General features: G+C 67.6%; 23 protein-coding genes. 16 read left to right on the top strand and 7 right to left on the bottom strand.

Going from position 1 to position 18,680, the window contains the following annotated elements; all coding sequences use genetic code 11:
- Positions 1 to 31 precede the first annotated feature (31 nt).
- The 3 genes from J3R73_RS25470 to J3R73_RS25460 all read left to right on the top strand — a co-directional run bounded on the left by J3R73_RS25470 (position 32) and on the right by J3R73_RS25460 (position 2,987).
- Complete coding sequence (locus J3R73_RS25470) at positions 32 to 1,567, top strand: sugar ABC transporter ATP-binding protein (RefSeq protein ID WP_307433894.1); 1,536 nt, start codon at positions 32 to 34, stop codon at positions 1,565 to 1,567.
- Positions 1,564 to 2,553 carry an ABC transporter permease gene (locus J3R73_RS25465; RefSeq protein WP_307433892.1) on the top strand — a complete coding sequence of 330 codons (990 nt, stop codon included), beginning with the start codon at positions 1,564 to 1,566 and terminating at the stop codon, positions 2,551 to 2,553. Before J3R73_RS25470 ends, J3R73_RS25465 begins: the two co-directional genes overlap by 4 nt.
- Before the next feature lie 182 nt (positions 2,554 to 2,735).
- Entirely contained in the window at positions 2,736 to 2,987 is a 252-nt protein-coding gene (locus J3R73_RS25460) for a hypothetical protein (protein WP_307433890.1), read from the top strand.
- Between the two features lie 554 nt (positions 2,988 to 3,541).
- On the opposite strand, the gene J3R73_RS25455 is transcribed toward J3R73_RS25460, so the two are convergent.
- Together J3R73_RS25455 and J3R73_RS25450 are read right to left on the bottom strand one after the other, a co-directional pair.
- Positions 3,542 to 4,693 (bottom strand): IS5 family transposase, encoded by a 1,152-nt coding sequence (locus tag J3R73_RS25455; RefSeq protein WP_307433888.1) that lies wholly within the window; start codon positions 4,691 to 4,693, stop codon positions 3,542 to 3,544.
- Between the two features lie 526 nt (positions 4,694 to 5,219).
- Positions 5,220 to 6,578: an NAD(P)H-dependent oxidoreductase gene (locus J3R73_RS25450; RefSeq protein WP_307433886.1), complete on the bottom strand. Its 1,359-nt coding sequence runs from the start codon at positions 6,576 to 6,578 to the stop codon at positions 5,220 to 5,222.
- Positions 6,579 to 6,945: 367 nt separating this feature from the next.
- On the opposite strand from J3R73_RS25450, the gene J3R73_RS25445 reads away from it, so the two are divergent.
- From J3R73_RS25445 to J3R73_RS25435, 3 genes are all read left to right on the top strand, one after another.
- Positions 6,946 to 7,824: a transglutaminase family protein gene (locus tag J3R73_RS25445; RefSeq protein WP_307433884.1), complete on the top strand. Its 879-nt coding sequence runs from the start codon at positions 6,946 to 6,948 to the stop codon at positions 7,822 to 7,824.
- A gap of 118 nt (positions 7,825 to 7,942) precedes the next feature.
- Complete coding sequence (gene mog / locus J3R73_RS25440) at positions 7,943 to 8,467, top strand: molybdopterin adenylyltransferase (protein ID WP_307433882.1); 525 nt, start codon at positions 7,943 to 7,945, stop codon at positions 8,465 to 8,467.
- Positions 8,468 to 8,472: 5 nt separating this feature from the next.
- Positions 8,473 to 9,444: a GlxA family transcriptional regulator gene (locus J3R73_RS25435; RefSeq protein WP_307433879.1), complete on the top strand. Its 972-nt coding sequence runs from the start codon at positions 8,473 to 8,475 to the stop codon at positions 9,442 to 9,444.
- A 109-nt stretch (positions 9,445 to 9,553) separates the two neighbouring features.
- Here J3R73_RS25435 and hrcA read toward each other — a convergent pair whose 3' ends face one another.
- The gene (gene hrcA, locus J3R73_RS25430) at positions 9,554 to 10,642 is read right to left on the bottom strand and encodes a heat-inducible transcriptional repressor HrcA (RefSeq protein ID WP_370880007.1); all 1,089 of its coding nucleotides are present in this window, start codon (positions 10,640 to 10,642) and stop codon (positions 9,554 to 9,556) included.
- Between the two features lie 75 nt (positions 10,643 to 10,717).
- On the bottom strand, positions 10,718 to 12,037 hold the full coding sequence (locus J3R73_RS25425; protein ID WP_307433875.1) for a cobyrinic acid a,c-diamide synthase CobB: 1,320 nt from the start codon (positions 12,035 to 12,037) through the stop codon (positions 10,718 to 10,720).
- 204 nt (positions 12,038 to 12,241) lie between these two features.
- Between J3R73_RS25425 and J3R73_RS25420 the strand changes: the two genes are divergently transcribed.
- Together J3R73_RS25420 and J3R73_RS25415 are read left to right on the top strand one after the other, a co-directional pair.
- On the top strand, positions 12,242 to 12,670 hold the full coding sequence (locus tag J3R73_RS25420; RefSeq protein ID WP_307433873.1) for an Hsp20 family protein: 429 nt from the start codon (positions 12,242 to 12,244) through the stop codon (positions 12,668 to 12,670).
- Between the two features lie 56 nt (positions 12,671 to 12,726).
- Positions 12,727 to 12,984: a BQ00720 family protein gene (locus tag J3R73_RS25415; protein WP_307433871.1), complete on the top strand. Its 258-nt coding sequence runs from the start codon at positions 12,727 to 12,729 to the stop codon at positions 12,982 to 12,984.
- Between the two features lie 132 nt (positions 12,985 to 13,116).
- Here J3R73_RS25415 and J3R73_RS25410 read toward each other — a convergent pair whose 3' ends face one another.
- Positions 13,117 to 13,329, bottom strand: a complete 213-nt coding sequence (locus J3R73_RS25410) for a hypothetical protein (RefSeq protein ID WP_307433869.1) — start codon at positions 13,327 to 13,329, stop codon at positions 13,117 to 13,119.
- 92 nt (positions 13,330 to 13,421) lie between these two features.
- Complete coding sequence (locus J3R73_RS25405; RefSeq protein ID WP_307433867.1) at positions 13,422 to 13,769, bottom strand: ADP-ribosylation/crystallin J1; 348 nt, start codon at positions 13,767 to 13,769, stop codon at positions 13,422 to 13,424.
- A gap of 283 nt (positions 13,770 to 14,052) precedes the next feature.
- Between J3R73_RS25405 and J3R73_RS25400 the strand changes: the two genes are divergently transcribed.
- From J3R73_RS25400 to J3R73_RS25370, 7 genes are all read left to right on the top strand, one after another.
- Positions 14,053 to 14,391 carry an ElaB/YgaM/YqjD family protein gene (locus tag J3R73_RS25400; RefSeq protein WP_307433864.1) on the top strand — a complete coding sequence of 113 codons (339 nt, stop codon included), beginning with the start codon at positions 14,053 to 14,055 and terminating at the stop codon, positions 14,389 to 14,391.
- A gap of 423 nt (positions 14,392 to 14,814) precedes the next feature.
- Positions 14,815 to 15,024, top strand: coding sequence for a cold-shock protein (locus tag J3R73_RS25395; RefSeq protein WP_307433862.1), 210 nt, complete (start codon positions 14,815 to 14,817; stop codon positions 15,022 to 15,024).
- 115 nt (positions 15,025 to 15,139) lie between these two features.
- Positions 15,140 to 15,418, top strand: coding sequence for a 30S ribosomal protein S21 (gene rpsU / locus J3R73_RS25390; RefSeq protein WP_307433859.1), 279 nt, complete (start codon positions 15,140 to 15,142; stop codon positions 15,416 to 15,418).
- Between the two features lie 216 nt (positions 15,419 to 15,634).
- A complete protein-coding gene (locus tag J3R73_RS25385) occupies positions 15,635 to 15,895 on the top strand; it encodes a hypothetical protein (protein ID WP_307433857.1) in 261 nt (86 codons plus the stop codon).
- 72 nt (positions 15,896 to 15,967) lie between these two features.
- Positions 15,968 to 16,228 (top strand): hypothetical protein, encoded by a 261-nt coding sequence (locus tag J3R73_RS25380; protein WP_307433855.1) that lies wholly within the window; start codon positions 15,968 to 15,970, stop codon positions 16,226 to 16,228.
- Between the two features lie 198 nt (positions 16,229 to 16,426).
- Complete coding sequence (locus J3R73_RS25375) at positions 16,427 to 16,882, top strand: YqfO family protein (protein WP_307433852.1); 456 nt, start codon at positions 16,427 to 16,429, stop codon at positions 16,880 to 16,882.
- A gap of 212 nt (positions 16,883 to 17,094) precedes the next feature.
- Positions 17,095 to 17,397, top strand: coding sequence for an alkylphosphonate utilization protein (locus J3R73_RS25370; RefSeq protein ID WP_307433850.1), 303 nt, complete (start codon positions 17,095 to 17,097; stop codon positions 17,395 to 17,397).
- 3 nt (positions 17,398 to 17,400) lie between these two features.
- On the opposite strand, the gene J3R73_RS25365 is transcribed toward J3R73_RS25370, so the two are convergent.
- Positions 17,401 to 18,147, bottom strand: a complete 747-nt coding sequence (locus J3R73_RS25365) for a glucose 1-dehydrogenase (protein ID WP_307433848.1) — start codon at positions 18,145 to 18,147, stop codon at positions 17,401 to 17,403.
- Positions 18,148 to 18,253: 106 nt separating this feature from the next.
- On the opposite strand from J3R73_RS25365, the gene J3R73_RS25360 reads away from it, so the two are divergent.
- Positions 18,254 to 18,613: an ArsR/SmtB family transcription factor gene (locus J3R73_RS25360; protein ID WP_307433846.1), complete on the top strand. Its 360-nt coding sequence runs from the start codon at positions 18,254 to 18,256 to the stop codon at positions 18,611 to 18,613.
- The last annotated feature ends 67 nt before the right edge of the window (positions 18,614 to 18,680 follow it).

Raw genomic sequence — 18,680 nt, 5'->3', positions numbered from 1 at the left:
ATCCCGCGACGAACCTTGCTTGGGTTGCCTGATGATCGCAAGTGACGAGAAGGAGCCGCCGCGGCGCGGCGCGCCCCTGCTGCGCATGAACGCCATCTCCAAGGCGTTCGGCCGCATCCGGGTTCTCCAGGACGTGGACCTCGCCCTGCAGGGCGGGGAAGTCCATGCCCTGCTCGGCGAGAACGGCGCCGGCAAGTCGACGCTGATGAAGATCCTGTTCGGCATCGTCCAGCCCGATGCGGGCACGATCGAGATCGATGGCCTCGGCAGCGTCCGGCCGGAAGGCCCGCGCCATGCGCTGTCGCTGGGCATCGGGCTGGTGAGCCAGGAACTGAGCCTCGTGCCGCAGCTCGACGTCGCCCGCAACATCTTCCTCGGCCAGACGCCGGCGCTGCGCCTGGTGCCGCGCAAGCGCCATCGCGCGGCGGCCCTCGGCATCCTCGGCCGGCTTGCGCCGCATCTGCGCGCCGATGCGCCGGTCTCGCGCCTCGGCATGGCCGACCGGCAGCTCGTCGAGATCAGCCGCACGCTCGCCCGCGGCGGACGGATCATCGCCTTCGACGAGCCGACCTCCAGCCTCACGCCCGCCGAGCGCGACGCTCTCTTCGCGGTGATCCGCAGCCTCAGGCGGGACGGCAAGGCCATCATCTACATCTCGCACCGCATGGACGAGATCCGCGCCATCGCCGACCGTTTCACCGTCATGCGGGACGGCCGCGTCGTCGCCAGCGATGCCATCGCCGCCTGCACCAACCAGCAGCTCAACGAGCTCATCGCCGGGCGGGAACTGTCCCGTGCCATGGAAGGCCGTCCCGCGCCGGTCGCGGCGCGGATGCCGGCACCGCTCGAATTGCGCGGGCTGTCGACCGCCAGGCTGGCGGGCATCGACCTCGCCGTGCGGGCCGGCGAGATCGTCGGCCTCGCCGGGCTGGTCGGCTCGGGCCGTTCGGCCATCCTGCGGGCGGTGTTCGGCCTCGACCGGCGCATGGCCGGCGAAATCCGCGTCGGCGGGCGGGTGGCGGCGATCGAAAGCCCGGCCGATGCCATGGCGGCGGGCATCGCCCTCATCCCGGAGGACCGGCGCGGCCACGCCATCGTGCCGATGATGTCGGTCGAGCAGAATTTCGGCCTGGCGAGCCAGCGGCGCTTCTCGCGATTCGGCATTCTGCGCCGCGCCGCCCGCCGCAGGGAAATCGAGCGCCACGTCGCCGAGCTGCAGATCCGCCCGGCCGACGTGTCGATGCCGCTCGCCAATCTTTCCGGCGGCAACCAGCAGAAGGCGGTCATCGCGCGCTGGCTCGCGACGGGCGCCCGCGTGTTCATGTTCGACGAGCCGACGCGCGGCATCGATGTCGGCGCCAAGGCCGAGATCTACGCGCTGCTCCGGCGCCTGGCCGGCGAAGGCGCCGCCATCCTGGTCGTTTCGTCGGAATTGCCGGAACTGCTGCTGCTGTCCAACCGGATCGGCATCGTCAGCGGCGGCCGGCTGACGCGCATCGTCGACAACGATGCCGATCTCAACGAGGAGGCGCTGATGCGGTATGCCGGCGCGAGCGAACACGCATGACCAACAAGCCCGCCGATATGCCGGCCGCCGGCCGCCTTCCCGCCGCTCGCCTTCCCGGCTCGAACAGGGACGTGATGCGGCAGGCGAGCACCCTGCTCGGCTGCCTCGTGCTCTTCGCCGTCTTCTCCGCCTTGACCGCCAGCTTCTACCAGCCGGCCAACCTGCTGGACATTATGCTGCAATCGGCGATCAACGCCATCATCGCCGTCGGCATGACGCTGGTGATCATCACGCGCGGCATCGACCTTTCGGTCGGCTCGATCGTCGGCCTGTCGAGCATGGTGGCCTCCGACCTGATGAACAGCCAGGGCCTGTCCGCCGGCATCGCGGCGGGCCTCGCCGTCGGGCTCGCCTGCGGCGCGGTCAACGGCGTGTTGATCGCCAAGCTCAAGCTGCCCGATTTCATCGTCACGCTCGGCACCCTCAGCATCTATCGCGGCGCCGCGCTGATCTACACCAACGGCCAGCCGATCTACGGCCTGCCGGACCGCTTCCGCGACATCTTCGCCGGCCAGTTCCTCGGCGTGCCCACGCCGGTGGTGCTGGCGGTCGCCATCGCCCTGGCGGGCTTCTTCCTGATACGCTTCACCGCGCTCGGCGAGCAGATCGTCGCGGTCGGCGGCAATGAGGAGGCCGCGCGCCTTTCGGGCATCGACATCGACCGCGTGAAGATCACGGTCTACACCGTTTCCGGTCTGCTCTCGAGCATCGCCGGCTTCATCCTGATCGCCCGCATCGGCGCGGCGGAGCCGATCGGCGGCACCGGCTTCGAGCTGCAGGCGATCGGCTCGGCGGTGATCGGCGGCGCCAGCCTGTTCGGCGGCGTCGGCAATCCTCTCGGGTCGCTGGTCGGCGCGCTGACGCTCGGCGGGCTGCAGAACGGCCTGACGCTGATGAACGTCCCCTCCTTCTGGCAATATGTGGCGTCCGGCGTGGTGGTGATCCTGGCCGTCTATGTCGACCGGCTGGCACGGCCGCGCCGGTGAGCGGCGCGCAGACAGGGTGAGCGCGGACTGTTCCACTGTTATTGATCGAAGAGTCCATAACTGGCTGGCGGTCCTATCGGCTTGGGCGCCCGACGATCTCGCGGAGGCAGGCGTCGTGTGCCTCATCCCCGGCGAGCGCAGCGAGGGTAGGGGATCCATGACATGGGGTGGCGTCCTGGCCCATGGTTTCTCTTCTCTCGCCGCTGCGCGGCTCGCCGAGAATGACGGCGCGTTACTTGGCAGCCCTCCCACCCGTCTCGGTAGACTTTTGTCAGCTCGAACTCGTTGTCCTGGTGTTTCCGGCCGAGGCGGCGCCCTTGATTGCCGTCAACGCTATTGTCGCGTTGAAAGATCGTTGGATATTGGGCTTGCTTCGACCGACCAGCTCCTCCTGGCTGTTCACACTCATGTCGAAATCGACGCCGAGAACGTGACCATCCGCATCGTCTCCGCCCGGAAGCCAACCAAACGCGAGATGCAGCAATACCGTTAGGGAATCTGACCCCATGCGTGACGAGTATGATTTTTCCGGTGGGTAGCGCGGCAGGTTCTACCGCGAAGGCGCTCGCCTGGTTCCGCCTGTCCACCTTGAACCCGATGTCCTGATCTATCTCACGGAACGCGCCAAAGCCAAGGGCACCTCCCTCAGTGCCCTTGTCAATCAGCTCCTCAGAAAGGACATCGAACGGATCAAGATCGGTGCGTAGGAAACCGAGGAGCGCGTCTCGATTCATATGATGGGGGCGGGACAGCCCATAAGCGCTAACTTTGCAGGCATTAGCGCGATTTTCCTTCTCCCGGTTCGGGAGAAGGTGGCGCGAAGCGCCGGATGAGGGTCTAGCAGGCTGCGGAAAAACGTGTTGCGTGGCCGCATATTTTGGCTGAGGGCCTGATTTTTTGGGCTCGGTTTGATTTTGGTGGCCGATTTTCATGCAATGACCGCTGCCAAAACAGCATTTTGGATGCGTTTTCCGACATTTTGGCGCAGTTATCCTTTGATTTCGATCAATTTGGGCAATCGGATCAGATTGCAGGCCGCCGCCGTCAGCGTGAAGGACCAACCGACGCGTTCAGTGCCTCGATGGCGGGTCTTGCTCAGTCCGCCACAGGTCTTGATCCAGCCGAACCCTTCCTCGATCCGCTTGCGGATGCGCTGGCTGAGAGCGTAGCCGGCATGCCGGGTGGTGCGCCCGTCAATGGCGGAACGCCGGTTGGTGGTGTTCTGCGCCACATGCGGGGTGACCTTGATACTGCGCAGATCCGCCACAAAGCCAGCCACGTCATAGGCCTTGTCGGCAGCGACCGTGATGCGATGACGGGCGTTGCGGCGCCTGAGCATGCTCAGGGCCGCTTCCCGCTCGGCAGTGCCGGTCGCAAGCGTCAGTTCGGTGTCGACGATCAGGCCGTGGCGGTTCTCCATGAGGAAGTGCCCCATATAGCACAGCCTGGCCGCGGCGCCGCGGCCCTTCTTGTAGAGCCGGGCATCCGGATCGCTGGTCGAGGCATGGGTCCGGTTGCTGCGCTTCTCGCCATGGAAATCGCGCTCGGCGTTCCGTCCGCCGGCGGGCTTGCCTTCCGGAGCCGCACCGGAAGCCGGCGGGACGCTGCCCGAACCGCCATCATCGCCCTTATCCGGGCTGTCGGCCCTATCGGCCTTGGGTTTGAAGCCCTTGATGCTCGCCCAGGCCTCGATCAGGGTGCCGTCCACCGAAAAATGATCCTCCGACAGCAAAGCCGTCACCCGCGGCTGGGACAGCAGCGCAGCCAGGAACTTGGCGGCGATATCGCCTTCCTGCAGGCGCTCGCGGTTCTTGGTGAACACCGTCACATCCCAGATCGGCGCATCCATCGACAGCCCGGCAAACCAGCGGAACATCAGATTGTAATCCATCTGTTCCATCAGTTGCCGCTCCGAGCGGATCGTGAAGAAGGCCTGCAGCAACAGCGCACGCAGCAGCTTCTCCGGCGGGATCGAAGGACGCCCATGCCGCGAATACAGCTTGTCGAACTCCGGCGACAGCGCCTCCAGCGCCTCGTCGACAATCGCACGGATCGCACGCAGCGGATGATCCGCAGGAACCCGAGCTTCGCAGCTCACATACGAGAACAGACTCTCCGTCCGAACATCCGCTCCGCGCATCGATCCCCTCCCGTTCATGCACCAGCAGTGAATCACCATGGAACGCTTCGAGGAAGACTTTTTCCGCAGCCTGCTAGACTTCTACGATTCCAGCGCGACTATTGAACTCTCTGCGTCGAAGTTTAGACTCTCATCCCCCTGCCGGGACCTTCTCCCGAACCGGGAGAAGGCGGGTCTTGCCCATATGTTAGTTCATCACCGGCCCTTGGCCGACCCCCTTGAATGAAAATGCCCGTTGCAATTGAATCAATGTGTTGCGGTCTATTTTCTTCCTAGCGCATATGCGGGATGAGCCCGCGGTGAAGCCGGACCGTCCGGACCGGTGCAGCGTGCGAGGCACGCCGCCGAAGGCAGGACTCTCGCGACGCTCCACGGCCTCCGGGGCGGACCGGCCGCGCCGCCGTTTCGCTGGATCGTTCTGTCCAAAACGGAATCGACGCGCGCCGCCGGCGCCGGCGGGTCGAGGGGGCACCGATGACGGCGCGGCAGGCCGCCGATACGCCGTCTGCGGCATCGCCCGGCGCTATCAGGCCGCCGCGCCTTGCGCGGGGCGGAACCGGTCTTCCATCTCCCGGCGCAGCGCCACCACGTCGAGGTCGGCCGTCAGCTCGACGTCGTCGAAGCTGACGATCTGGTCCTTCCTGACGGCGCGCTTGAGCCTGACGTTCTGCGCCAGGCCGATCGGCAAAGCGCGCAGCTGCAGGCTGCGGCTCGCCGGGATCGCATTGGCCCACACCGCGAAGCCGCCTTCGCCGTCGAGGATGTCGCCCGGCTGCATGTCGCGCTTGGCGGTTGCCACCGCATCGCCGCGGAATTCGCGGGACGAGCCGGTCGCCTCGCCGCGCAGCACGGCCGACAGCACGCTGACCGACGTCTCCAGGCCGATGATGTGGAACGGGCGCCACATCGAGGCATACCAGCCGGAGGGGTCGGTCAGCAGGCCATATTGCTTGAAGCAGGCGCGGGTATATTCGTTATGGGCCTTGAAGGTGACGAAGACGCCGTAGCGGATGTTGTTGACCACCTCGCGCCCGTCGGGCTCCTGGCTGGCGGCGATGTCGACGAGGCCGGCGCGCGCCATGCGGCCGCCATCCGCCGCCGGGCGGAACACCTTGGCGAGGTCGTGCAGGCCGGCGGGCGGGAAGGCGAGGCCGTCGTCGGGACAATCCAGCCCGGTGCCGTTGGCGACGGCGGCCATCTCGATCGCCGCCTTGGTGCCGTCGGTGAAGGAATTGTACATCTTCGGGTTGAAGTCGCCCTTGGCGACCTCCTCGTCGCTCCAGCCGAAGAATTTCCACACGGTGTCGGGCGTCGAATAGCGGTAGCGCGGCTCGAAATTCATGCCCTTGCCTGCCGCGGTGAGCTCGAAGCCGCAGGCGCGGACCCAGTCGACCAGCTCGCAGATGAGGGCCGGCTGGTCGCCATAGGCCATGGAATAGACCAGTCCCTTGGCGCGCGCCTTCTCCGCCAGCAGGGGCCCGACCATGACGTCCGCCTCGACATTGACCATGACGACGTGCTTGCCGTGCTCGATCGCCGCCAGCGCATGGCGCGTGCCCGCGATCGGATGGCCCGTCGCCTCGATGACGCATTCGATCTCGTCGCAGGCGAAGAGGTCGGCGGCGTCCTCCGTGAGGTAGGTCCTGCCGGTCTTGAGGGCGTCGCCGGCGCTCGACGCGGCATAGCGCTCCTCCGGCCAGCCGACGCGCTTCATCGCATCCCGCGCGCGGGCGAGGGCGAGATCGGCGACGGCGACCATGTGCAGCCCCTCGATCTTCTGGGCCTGCGACAGCACCATCGAGCCGAACTTGCCCGCGCCGATGAGCGCGGCGCGTACCGGCCGGCCCCCGGCCGCACGGCTCGACAGCATCGTTGACAGATTCATGGTCGATTCTCCTGGCGCATGCGGAGGGCTGGCGCGAAGCGGCCGGAAGGTCTCCCGTTACCGCTGGCGGCCCGGTTGATGCGAACGCTGCTCCCGCGGTCGCGCCCGACGGCAAGGGGCGAGCGGCTCACCAGGCGAGCTTTAGTGGGCAGGACCGCTTAGAACAATTTAGAAAGGCGGGCGCATTCGTTAGGCGATCTAACAGGACGGCCGCCGCCGGGCCGGTGCCGCCGCCCGTTCCCCGCTTCGAGGCCGCCGCCGCGCCGGGGCGTCGCGGACTTTGCCGCGAAAGGGTTTTCACGCGCCGCCCGGCATGCGATAGCGTCCGGGAGGGCGGCGCTTCATCCGACGCCCAACCGGGAATGCCGTGCTCTACGCCATCCGCCACACCACCACCTATCTCTACCGCACCGACGTCTCGGCGGCGCGCTGCATCCTGCACCTGCAGCCGGCGACGGCCGGCAGCCAGCGCGTATTCTCCGCCCATCTCCTCATCGATCCCAAGCCGGTCGAATATGTCGAGGCACGCGACTTCTTCGGCAACCGCACCGCCCATGTCCGCTTTGCCGGCGCCGCCGCCCGCCACCGCTTCGAATCGCGGGTGCGCATCGACGTCCGGCCGAGCGAGCCGCCGCATGCTTTGCTGACGCCGTCCTGGCGCGACGTGCGCCGCGAGGCGCTGCTCGTGGCCGGGCTCGACGGCGCCGCCCCCGCCCATTACCTGTTCGCCACCCGCTTCGTGCCGCTGCTCGACGAGGCGCGGGCCTATGCCCAGCCCTCCTTCGAGCCCGGCCGCCCGGTGCTCGACGCCGCCGTCGACATGATGCGGCGCATCCACGCCGATTTCGTCTACGATCCGCTCGCCACCGACGTCTCGACGCCGCTCGATGTCGTGGCGCGCACCCGCCACGGCGTCTGCCAGGACTTCGCCCATTGGATGATCGCCGGGCTGCGCTGCCTCGGCATTCCCGCCGCCTATGTCTCGGGCTATCTGCGCACCCATCCGCCGCCGGGCAAGGAGCGCCTCGTCGGCGCCGACGCCACCCATGCCTGGGTCTCTGTCTGGTGCGGCGCCGGGCTCGGCTGGGTCGACCTCGACCCCACCAATGCGGTGCTGGCCGGCGAAGACCATATCAGGGTCGCGGCGGGCCGCGACTATGCCGACGTCGCCCCGGTGGACGGCGTCGTCGTCGCCTCCGCCGGGCATACATTGCGGGTTTCGGTCGATGTCGCGCCGATGGGGTGAGCCATGAGCGTTTTGTGTTTTGACGGAATCGGCAAAACGCAAAGACGCGTCGGAAAACAAAGAGTGAGAGCAAAGCGCTGTTTCTGCCCAAACGCGCTTGGCTCATGAGGGTCCTGCCATGACGAAGATCGGTATCGTGACCATATCGGACCGGGCGAGCGCCGGCATCTATGAGGACCGCAGCGGGCCGGCGATCATCGCCTTTCTCGCCGAGACGCTCGTCTCGCCCTGGGAGCCGGTGGCACGGGTCATCGCCGACGAGCAGGCGCTGATCGAGGAGACGCTGATCGATCTGGCCGACCGGATCGGCTGCGCCCTCATCTGCACCACCGGCGGCACCGGGCCGGCGGAGCGCGACGTCACCCCGGAGGCGACCGAGGCGGTGTGCCGCAAGATGATGCCCGGCTTCGGCGAGCTGATGCGGCAGGAGAGCCTGAAATATGTGCCGACCGCCATCCTTTCGCGCCAGACCGCGGGCATTCGCGGCGCCTCGCTGATCGTCAACCTGCCGGGCAAGCCCGCCTCGATCCGCCAATGCCTGCAGGCGGTCTTCCCGGCGGTTCCCTATTGCGTCGACCTCATCGGCGGGCCCCGCCTGGAGACCGATTCGGCCGTGTGCAAGGCGTTCCGGCCGGGAGCCTAGGCGCGATGTTCAGGCCGCATCCGGGCCCGGGTCCCGATCTGATCGGTTTCTTCCTGGTGCCGCATTTCTCGATGATGGCGTTCTCCTCCGCCGTCGAGCCGCTGCGGGTCGCCAACCGCCTGGCGGGGCGGACGCTGTTCCAGTGGAAGGCATGGTCGGCCGACGGCCAGGCCGTCGCAGCCTCCAATGGCTGGCCCATCCCGGTGGAGGGCGCGCTCGCCGACCTCGCCGACATCCCGACCCTGATCGTCTGCGCCGGCTTCGAGCCGGCGGCCCATGCCACGCGGCCGACTCTCGCGGCCCTGCGCCGGCTCGCCCGCCGGGGCAGCGAGATTGGCGCGCTCGACACCGGGGCCTGGATCCTGGCGGCCGCCGGGCTGCTCGCCGGCCAGCGCGTCACCATGCATTGGGAGGCGGCCTCGGGCTTCGCCGAGGCCTTCCCGGACATCGAGATCAGCGAGGCGCTGTTCGAGACGGCCGGCCAGCATTTCACCTGCGCCGGCGGCACCGCCTCGCTCGACCTGATGCTCGACATGATCGCCCGCAAGCACGGCCAGGCGCTGGCGGTGGCGGTCTCCGAGCAGTTCATCCACGACCGCCTGCGCGACCGCAACGACCGCCAGCGCATGAGCCTGCCCAAGCGCCTCGGCGTCGGCAACGGCAAGCTGATCAAGGTGGTGGCGGCGATGGAGGCGAATCTGGAGACGCCGCTCGATGCCCGCAGCCTCGCATCGCTGTCCGGCGTGTCGGCGCGTCAGCTGGAACGGCTGTTCCGGGCGCAGCTGAAGGATTCCCCCTCCAATTATTACCTGCGCCTGCGCCTGGAAAGGGCGCGCCGCTTGCTGCGGCAGACCGACATGAGTGTGATGGAGATCGCCATGGCCTGCGGCTATTCCTCGGCTTCCTGCCTGTCGCGCTCCTATCGCGCCCATTTCGCCGTCGCCCCGCGCGAGGACCGGAACGAAGTGAGGGCGTAGACCAGCCCATCCGCAGGAGGGTCGATCACCGATCGACCTCTTTCTTTCCGCAAGCTCCGCGTTTCCAGGAACGGCGATCGGGGATCGCCGCGCCGCGCCGTCCTTCGCCCTACCCGTTCAGCAGCTTGCCGATCACCTTGGCCGTATAGTCCACCATCGGCACCACGCGCGCGTAATTGAGGCGGGTCGGCCCGATCACCCCGAGCACGCCGACGATCTTCTGGCTGGCGTCGCGGAAGGGGGCGGCGATCATCGACGAGCCGGAGAGGGAGAACAGCTTGTTCTCCGACCCGATGAAGATGCGCACGCCGTCGCCGGCCTCGGCGCGGCCGAGCAGATCGATGAGATCCTTCTTCGCCTCGATGTCGGCGAACAGCAGGCGGATGCGTTCGAGGTCTTCGGTCGCGCGCAGGTCCTCGAGCAGGTTGGCCTGGCCGCGCACGATCAGCTGCTGGGGCATGTCGCTGGCGCTGCCGCCCCAGGAGGCGAGGCCGGTGGCGATCAGGCGCGCCGTGAGGTCGTCGAGCTCCGCCCGGCCCATGTCGAGCGCCCGGCGCATCTCCTGCTGCAGCTCGGCGAGCGTCCGCCCCCGCGCCCGCGCATTCAGGTAATTGGAGGCTTCCACCAGCGCCGAGGTCGGCAGGCCGACCGGCACGGTGATGATGCGGTTCTCGACCGAGCCGTCTTCCGACACCAGCACCACCAGCGCCTGGTGGGGCTCGAGCCGCACGAATTCGATATGCTTGAGGCGCTGGTCGCGCTTGCCGGTGACGACGACGCCGGCGCCGCGCGACAGGCCCGACAGCATGGCGGAGGCCTCGGTCAGCACGCCTTCCAGCGATTTGGACGACATGCCGGCCCGGATCTGCGCGTCGATCTGGGCGCGGTCCTGCGCCGCGAGATCGCCGAATTCGAGCATGGCGTCGACGAAGAAGCGCAGGCCCATCTCGGTCGGCACCCGGCCGGCGCTGGTATGCGGCGCCTGGATCAGGCCGAGCATCTCCAGGTCCTGCATGACGTTGCGCACGGAGGCGGGGGACAGCGAGGTCGGCAGCAGGCGCGAAATGTTGCGCGAGCCGACCGGCTCGCCGGTCGCCAGATAGGAATCGACGATCTGGCGGAAGATTTCGCGCGAGCGCTCGTTGAGCTGCGCCAGTTCAGTGGGGGCGATGGGCGGCGTCACGGCGGACAAGGGCATATCTCCTTTGCCTACTGTGAAGGCCAATTGCGGTTTATTCAATCCCGTTGTGCGCTGCGGCGCCCGCCGGAGGGCTCACGCTTTGTCGATGACGTGGAAGAACGAGCCGGTGACATGGCCGCGCCGACCTCCGAGGGCGCCGAGATCGCCGCCATGGGCGTCCATCACCCCGAAGAGCGGCGCATCGCCGGCGTGCAGCGTCGTCGAATAATGGAATTCGTGGCCGCGCACCGCGCTGCCGCGCCGGCCGAGGACGCAGTCCTCCTTCAGCTCGGCCAGGCGATAGCCGAGACTCATCCGCCGCCTGGCGAAGCTGGTCTCGAGGTCGAGCAGGCCGACCATGCGGTGCACGGCGCCCTCGCCATCGGTCAGGGCGGTGCCCAGCACCATGTAGCCGCCGCATTCGCCATGGACGGGGCGCGTTTCGGCGAACTGCCGCAGGGCGTGTCGGAAGCGGGCATTGGCGGCGAGGCGCGCCCCGTGCAGCTCGGGATAGCCGCCCGGCAGCCAGGCGACGTCGGCGTCCGGCGCGGGGCCCTCGTCGGCCAGCGGCGAGAAGGGCAGGATCTCCGCGCCCTGGCGCCGCCAGCCGGCGAGGAGATGCGGATAGACGAAGGAGAAGGCGGCGTCGCGGGCGAGGGCGATGCGCTGGCCCGGCGGCGGCAGGCCGGCATCCGGCGGGGTCTCGGCCAGGCGGGTGGAGGCGGCGAGGGCCCGGATCGCGGCGATGTCGCAATGCGCCTCGACGAAATCGGCGAGCGCGTCGAGGCGCCGGTCGAGCTCGGCGGTCTCCTCGGCCTGCACCAGGCCGAGATGGCGCTCGGGCAGCACGAGGTCGGTCCGCCGCGGCAGCACGCCGACGACCGGCAGGCCGGCCTCCTCGATGCCCCGGCGCGCCAGCGCCTCGTGGCGCGGGCTCGCCACCTTGTTGAGGACGACGCCGACGATCCGCACATCGGGCCGGAAGCCGGCAAAGCCGCGGGCGACCGCCCCCGCCGACTGCGACTGGCCGGAGATGTCGAGCACGAGCAGGACGGGCCAGCCCTGGCGCGCGGCGATGCCCGAGGAGGAGCCGTCGCCCGCCGCGCCCGGCAGCGCCACGCCGTCGAACAGGCCCATCAGCGCCTCGCACAGGAAGAGGTCGGCGCCCCCTGCGGCCTCGCGCGCCAGGCTGTCGAGCAGAGCGGGGCGCATGGCCCAGCTGTCGAGATTGTAGCTCGTGCGGGCGGCCGCGGCCGCATGGAAGCCCGGATCGATATAATCCGGCCCGCATTTCATCGGCTGCACCGCCACGCCGCCGCGCGCCAGCGCCCGCAAAAGGCCGAGCACCAGCGTGGTCTTGCCCGAGCCGGAGCGCGGGGCGGCGACGAGAAGGCCGGGGGGGAGCGCGTTCATGCGCCCTTCCTGCCCCGGGGTGGCCGGCGATGGCAAGGGAAACCCGCGACGAGCCTCGGACACGTCGGTGCGGCGGGTGCACATTCCCGGCGGAAACTCTTGAAAGCGGCCGGCTTGTGCCCATATTGGGTGTGTTCCGGACGCCCGGAGCAAGGGGGATGCCGAACGGGTCCCTCCAAAGTCGCTTCCTGCGAGGACTTTGAAATGTCGCGTGTACCTACCTTGAACTCCCCCTTCCTGCTCGGATTCGACGAAATCGAACGCGCGCTCGACCGGGTCGCCAAAGCCGCCAATGACGGCTATCCGCCCTACAACATCGAGCGCGTGGGCTCCTGCGAGCGCCCGCCCGAACGGCTGCGCATCACGCTCGCCGTCGCCGGCTTCAGCCATGAAGAGCTCGACGTTTCGATCGAGGAAAACCAGCTCGTCATCAGGGGACGGCAGATCGACGACAAATCGCGCGTCTATCTGCATCGCGGCATCGCCGCGCGCCAGTTCCAGCGCACCTTCCTTCTTGCCGACGGCATGGAGGTGATGGGCGCCGATCTCAAGAACGGGCTTCTGTCCGTCGATCTCATCCGGCCTGAGCCGGAGAGGGTCGCCAAAAAGATCGACATCTCGGTGCGGGACTGACGGAACCCCTCGCATTCCCTCTTCATTCCGATTTCAACGACGTTCAGGAGGACAAAATGATCCGGAACGATAAGACTCCTACGCCTACCCCCGAAATGCTGGCCGCGCTCGGCGCGGGCCATGTCGCCTATGTCAAGCCGATCATGTCCGAGGATGCGGTGAAGCTCTATCCGCAGCTGGGGCAGATCCGCCCGGGACTGAAGCTGTTCACGCTCAATGCCGCCGACGGCACGCCGATCATGATCTCGGACACCGCCGAGGCCGCCGTGGCCAATGCCTGGGAACAGGAACTGGTGCCGGTTTCGCTGCACTGAAGGCCTCGTCCGGCGCCGGTCCCGTACCGGCGCCGGCGGACCTCCGTCCGGAGCGTCTTCCGGAAAAGGCGATGGATTTTCGCTCGGGAAAAGGCGTCGACCCGTGAGGTTTGACGCCGAGCCGGTTCCGCCTCAGGCGAGCTGGCGCTCCGGTTCGGGTACCGGCTTCCTCTTCATCTCGATGCACAGCCCGCTCGGCAGTTCGTCGCCCTTGCGCAGGGCTGCGACGAGGGCCAGCACCTCCGTCCGGTAGGACTGCCAGAGCGGTACGCCCCCGACCTCCGTATCCGGCGCGACGCCGTTGTAGCGGCAGAGGGCCCGACAGGCGCGCTCGATCATATCCATGTGGGTTTCCCGGCATGTTGGCCAAGCCAAAACGCATGGCCGGCGCTTAGGTTCCGGGATGGATTGCGCTGTCTCCGCGCTGCCGGCGGCGGTCAGCGAAATTCGCTCACCACCTCGATCTCGCCCACGATCGCGTCGTTGAAGGCGGCCAGCTCCTCGGCTGGTATCCAATATTCGAGATGCGCGCGGCCGCCCGCTTCGCGGACCTCGTAGCGCGACAGATAATCCTTCGCCACCGCGAAGCGCAGCACGAAGCCTGCGCCGTCCGCCCGCACATTCCAGTCGCGGGCGATCTTCACGGCATAATCCTCCGACAGCACCGGATAGAAGATCGGCTGCTCCGGCAGGCGCGGCGGAAACGCCCGCATGCCCGACCGGCGGACGAGCTCGAGCTCTTTCGGGCCGACCGGGCGCCAGAGCGTGACCGTCTGCTCATGCATGCGAGAGAACCTCCGGTGGGCCGAACGCAGCGCGCCCCGATCGAAGCGGCACCGCTTCCTCGGGAAGGATAGCCGGCGGATGACCGGATGCAATGGCAAGGAAAGCGGCCCGGCCGCGCCGATGCGTTGCGGCTCCGGCCGCCATGCTGCCGGCGAGGGCCTGGCATGCGGGACGCGAGGCGCGCAACGGGAACTCCGCGCCCCCGCGCGCATTGTTTAACCGAGCCTGGCGAGGCGGCTTTGCCGCCTCCTGCAGGCTGCGGACACAGGAGGGGGAAACCCGATGGCCGACAATGTTTCGATCGACGACATGCGCAAGGAATTCGAGAGGCAGCTCGCCGACCTGAAGAAGGAGGTCGGCGCGATCAACAAGTCGCTCGCCGATCGCGGTGCGGACGCCTATGAGAAGGCCCGGGATGCGGCCGGCGACACCTATGGCCGGGTCAAGGAGCAGGCGAGCGGCTCGCTGCGCCAGGCGCGGCAACAGGCCCAGCTGGTTTCGGACACGGTGAGGGAGAATCCCGGCACCGCCGCGACCGTGCTGTCTTCGGCCGGCATCGTCGGTTTCCTGCTGGGCCTCGTGGTCGGCGCCACCATGGTGGGCGATTCCCGCCGCTGGTGAGCGCGCCGGATCCGGCTTGCGCCTGTCGTTCGGAGGCCCGCAGACCTGTTCTGCGGGCCTTTTTCGTCGCCTGCGCCCCTTCCGCGCTGCGGATGGCCGGCCATGGGCCGAGCGCGGGCTTGACATTTCGGGCGTCGGCGACGAGTTTGCCGCCTCGACCCCGTGGGTTTCGGGGGGGCGTGCCGCGCCGGCTCGATGCCGCCGCGGCAGGGTGGCGTCCGCTCCGGGAAGGCGAAGGCCTGAAGGGGGTTGACGTGGGCCGGCGCCGGACCCACATTGTATGATCGAACTCGGCCGGATGATTGAGGCCCGCGCGGCTCATCGCCCCGCCTGCTGCTAACCTTCCTCCCAATTTCGACTCGTCCACGGTCTGACGCGAGGTGCGGCAGGCCCGACCGTTCGTTCTCACAAGGAAGGCTCGCCATGAGCACAGGCATCGTCAAGTGGTTCAATGCCCAGAAGGGCTTTGGCTTTATTCAGCCCGAAGCGGGCGGTCCCGACGTTTTCGTGCATATCAGTGCCGTCGAACGCGCGGGCATGCGCGAGCTCCGCGAGGGCCAGAAGGTCAGCTACGAGATCGTCCAGGATCGCAAGACGGGCAAGTCGTCGGCGGACAGCCTGCAACTCGCCTGACGCGAGGCGCGGGCTGGGGCGAAGAGCGATCGCCCGCATCCGTGAGCTTGATTTCTGACGAAGGGGTCTGGCGAGGGCTGGGCCCCTAAATTTTTTCCCACAATCAGGAGGTTTCATGCGGGTTCTGGTCCGTGACAACAACGTCGAGCAAGCCATGAAGGCGCTGAAGCGCAAGCTGCAGCGCGAAGGCGTGTTCCGCGAGATGAAGCTGCGCAAGGCCTATGAGAAGCCGTCGGAACGCCGCGCCCGCGAACAGGCGGAGGCCATCCGGCGCGCGCGCAAGGTGGCGCGCAAGAAGATGCAGCGCGAGGGATTGCTGCCGCCCCCCAAGCCCAAGGTCCTGCCCGGCAAGGGCCAGATGAATGCGCGCAGGCCGCTGACAAGCACCGTCTGAAGCATTTTCCAGGAAAGTCGAGAGACTTTCCGATGAAGAAAATGCGCGGAGGCAACAAGTCGGAGAGAAATTGTGATTCAATGAAATTGCAATTTGCTCTGGCCTCGTCCCGGCCGATCTCAGTACCGAGGCATCCTCAAGAAGATCCTGCGAGGAGCTTCGGCACCGGGCGTGCGGCCCGCCGAATTGCAGTGACGCGACGGCACGGACGTGCTATTGAAATACATGTCCAGTCCAGATTTCATGGCCTCGGCCGAAATGTTTTCGCAGGTCCCCAGGCAGGGCTGGGCGAAGATGTCGGGGGCGCCAAAGAAATATCGGCGCTTCGGCAATCTTGCTCTCGCCATTCAATTTGCCATCGAGGCGCGGCCCGGTGATCTGAACGGCATCATGATCCGGACGGACGGCGGCGAATTCACGGGATCCGCGATCCAGTCGCTTTACGAGAGTTCCGACTATCCGCTGGCTCGGAAATAGCCTGCCAAAGAAATCGCGCGCAGGCCATGTCGGTCCCGCGTCTGCCCGCCGGAAGAGCCGCAAAGGTCCGCCATGACTGCCCACGCCTTCAAGATTGGCGACATCGTCATCTATCGCTCCCAGATCGGCATGCATCAGGGAGGCACCTACGAAGTCACCCGCCTTCTCCCCGCAGACAATCCCGAGCCGTCCTACCGCCTGAAGAGCATCGCCGAGCAGTATGAGCGGGTCGCGAAGGAATATGAGCTTCGCGTCGCCGACAGCGGCGCGATCCAGCGCCAGGAAGCCGCCCACCCGATGGAAGCGGCCAAGCGCAAATCCACGCGCAAGTGACCAAATCCACGCGCAATTGACATAGGGCCGTCGCGGTGGGCCCGGCGCCGGCTCTGCGGGGCAGGGAAGGCCCGGCGGCACCATCCCGCCCCGACGATCAACACCGACCTTCGAAGCCTCGCGGCCCGACAGTGCTGACAAGCCGCTGTCAGCAGGGCGCCGCTATGCTGGCGGCCGCCGATGCCGAGGGAGGTCGCCATGTTCGAACAGGAATTTGAAACCAGGTCCGTACGGATGGAGCGCATGTGTCTCATGACGCTGCAGGCGCCCGCCGCCGACGTCGACCGCATCATGGACGGGGTGGTCAGGATCACGCCGCTTGCCATGGGACGCTACGACGCCAACGCCTATCAGTCCGGGCCGGGCATCGAGCGCTACCGTCCGCTGGAGGGCGCCGCCGCTGGGCCGGAAGCGGCGTTGCGCAAGCGGCCCGGAACGGTCGAGCTGTCCTTCGAGCTTCCTGCCGACCAGGACCTGGTCGAGCGCGTCATCGAGGCGATATTTCAGCTTCACAGCTATCAGGAGCCGGTGATCCGTATCCAGACCATCCTCGCCAGCCGGTCGAAGGGCCTCGACGACGGCGCCAATCCCCACCGCTGGTGGAACACCACGGGCGACTGGAAGAAGGCCGCCGCCGATACGCCGCCCGCGTGACGGGCGGCATGGTCGCACCGTGCCGCCTGGAGGGTCGATCCCCGATCGACCCCTTCCTCTCCGGCAGGTGCCGCGTTTCCAAAGAAGGGCGATCGGTGATCGCCCCTCCGTCGTCGCGCCGGCCCGGAGAAATGCGTCCGGGCACGATTTGGTCCTTGCCTGTTGCCCTTCCGATCGCGAGAAGGGCTCTTGATCTTACGATGGAGGCGGGCATGGCCGGCGACGACGACTATATCTATGACGAGGTCACCGGCGAATGGCGTGCGCCCGGCGACGTGGCGGCAGCCGCTGTCGCCCAACGGGTCGAGGTCCGCGATGCCTCGGGAAACATCCTCGCCGACGGCGACTCCGTCACCCTCATCAAGGACCTGAAGGTGAAGGGCGCCAACCAGACCCTGAAGCAGGGCACGGTCATCCGCTCGATCCGCCTCACCGACAATGTCGAGGAGATCGACTGCCGCCACGACACCATCAAGGGCCTCGTCCTGCGCACCGAATTCGTGCGCAAGCGCTGAGGCTCAGCGCAGGCCGCCGCTGGCGAACAGGCGCTCGCCTGTCAGCCACCGGGCATCGTCGGACGCGAGGAAGACCGCCACGTCGGCGATATCGTCCGGCTGGCCGACGCGGCCGAGCGGGGTCTGGGCCACGGCGCCGCGCTCCATATCCGAGCCGATGAACCCTGCCGCGTGCGAGCCTTCGGTCTCGACGATGCCCGGCAGGATGGCGTTGACCCGGATCTTGCGCGCACCCAGCTCATGGGCGAGCACGCCGGTGATGGCGTCCAGGGCGCCCTTGGTCCCGGTGTAGACGGCGCTGGTCGGCGGAGCCAGGCTGGTCACCGCCGAGGAGATGTTGACGATGCTGCCGCCCTCGCCGAGATGCTTGACCGCGGCCTGGGTGGCCAGCAGGACGCCCAGGACGTTCACGTCGAACATGCGGCGATAATGCTCCTCGGTGATCTGCTCGATCGGCGCGAATTCGTAGACGCCGGAATTGTTGACGAGCACGTCGAGACGGCCGAACGCCTGGACGGCGGCCTCGACGAGCCCGTGGGCCTGGTCGGCCTTCGAAACATCGCCCTGGACCGCGATGGCCCTGCCGCCGGCCGCGGTGATCGCCTCGACCACGGCCTCCGCCCCCGCCTTGCTCGACGCGTAGTTCACCGCCACTTGCGCGCCCTCGGCGGCGAGCGCCTTGGCGATGGCGGCCCCGATCCCCTTGGAGGCGCCGGTGACGACCGCGACCTTCCCCGTGAGCTTACCCATGATCCGTTCCTTTCGGCGACGAAAGGCCGCCGAAATGGCCGCCAGTTCCATTGTTCGGTAATTCGGAACTGTTGATCCCGGTGTCAAGGGCACCTATATGAAATTCATGCGGCCGCTTTTTCACCCCGCCATGGAGGATGTCCGACCGGAAGCGATCCTCTATGCGCTCTCCGATCCCGAACGCGTGGCGATCTTTGCCCAGATCGCCGGGGCCAGTTCCGGCGGGACCTGCTCTGCGCTCGCCAGGCTGGGGGAGCGCGTCATTCCGAAGTCGTCGCTGTCGAACCACATCAAGGTGCTGCGCGAAGCCGGCCTCATCCGATGCGAGCGCCAGGGCGTGGAGATGCACAACCACACGCGCTGCGACGAGGTGGAGGCGCGCTTTCCGGGGCTCGTCATGGCCATTCTGAGCGCCTACGGACGGCTGCCGGCCGAAGCTGTGGCTTCCTCTTCGCATCCCCTGTGACCTCGCGATCGAACCCCTGCCGGACGACGGCGGCCTGGGAGGAGACGGATCGTGGGGGCCGGGCCAC

It is taken from the genome of Labrys monachus (genome assembly GCF_030814655.1).
In the GTDB taxonomy this organism is placed as follows: domain Bacteria; phylum Pseudomonadota; class Alphaproteobacteria; order Rhizobiales; family Labraceae; genus Labrys; species Labrys monacha.
The sequence above is the reverse complement of the archived record's forward strand: the minus strand, read 5'-3'. Positions and strand labels throughout refer to the sequence as shown.